Source organism: Paenacidovorax caeni, from assembly GCF_001298675.1.
Taxonomy (GTDB): domain Bacteria; phylum Pseudomonadota; class Gammaproteobacteria; order Burkholderiales; family Burkholderiaceae_C; genus Paenacidovorax; species Paenacidovorax caeni.
Window position 1 is genome coordinate 1 of sequence record NZ_CYIG01000120.1, and the last position, 1,229, is coordinate 1,229.

Below are 1,229 nucleotides of genomic sequence, written 5' to 3' on the forward strand. Positions count from 1 at the left end.
GACAGCACCCACTGGCGCACCGGCAGGCGGGGGAATACGTGATCGTTCAGGTGCGCTGCTGTCTCCACCATGCGCCGGGTGGTGCACGAGGGGCAGACTCCCCGGCCTTTGCAGGAGAAGGCTACAAAGTAGTCGTGCCCACAGTCACCGCAACGTACGCGCGCAAAGCCGTGAGCAAAGATGCCGCATTCCAGATACTTGGCAAACGCCTTGCACACAAAGGGCTTGGGGGTGTGGTGGTCGCCCTGGCCGTCGAACTGACCCGCGCTGGCCAGCTCCAGCCAGGTCACGTAATGCTCTGCCACTGTTTGGTACAGCAGCGTGCGTTCGGGGTGACGTGGGTCTGTACAAATGCACAGTATTCTGCGGCGATTGTTTGGGCACGCAAAGTACAAAGCCCGAACCGTTGCCAGTTCGGGCTTTGTCAAAGAGGCTTGGCGGCTGGCTTACTTGCGCGCTGGTGGCACATCGGTACAAGACCCATGCGCCACTTCCGCCGCCATGCCGATGCTCTCGCCCAGCGTGGGGTGCGGGTGGATGGTCTTGCCGATGTCCACCGCATCTGCACCCATCTCGATGGCCAGGGCGATCTCGCCGATCATGTCGCCCGCATGCGTGCCGACCATGCCGCCGCCCAGGATCTTGCCGTGGCCCCGGCCAGCATGGCCGTCTCCTGATCCTGCTTCGGGGCTGTCATCAAACAGCAGCTTGGTCACGCCTTCGTCGCGGCCGTTGGCAATAGCGCGCCCGGACGCCGTCCAGGGGAACAGCCCCTTTTTGACCTTGATGCCTTGGGCCTTGGCCTGGTCTTCGGTGAGGCCCACCCAAGCCACTTCGGGGTCGGTGTAGGCCACGCTGGGGATGACGCGGGCGTTGAAGGCGGCGCTGGCCAGTTCCTTGTTGCCCTGCAGCAACGACACACGGACCGGCAGACCGGTTTGCGCGGATTCGTCGACATACTCCAGTTGGATGGTGGCCCCTGTGTGCGTGGCGATGGCCTGAACAATTGGCAGCCCCAGGCCCGACCCTGTCGTGTTTGTACCGAGCGTTCGATACAAGGGTTCAAGGCCCTTCGCGCGCCCATCCGGGGCAATTCTTGGCCCTGTATCGCACACGATCAGTTCGACATGGTCAATTGTCTTGCGCACTTCCACCCCATCGCCGCTACCACTCGCTGCAGCATCTGGGTGAGTGCATCGCCCAACTGGAAGGCGCGCTCGACCTTGCGG

General features: G+C 63.1%; 2 protein-coding genes. Both read right to left on the reverse strand.

What is annotated here, in order from left to right; all coding sequences use genetic code 11:
- The coding region (locus tag BN2503_RS18990) for a transposase zinc-binding domain-containing protein (RefSeq protein WP_199445288.1) at positions 1–362 on the reverse strand (362 nt) is incomplete at its 3' end.
- Between the two features lie 84 nt (positions 363–446).
- A partial coding sequence (locus tag BN2503_RS21470) for an oxidoreductase dimerization domain-containing protein (RefSeq protein WP_434799885.1) occupies positions 447–1,229 on the reverse strand: 783 nt, incomplete at its 5' end.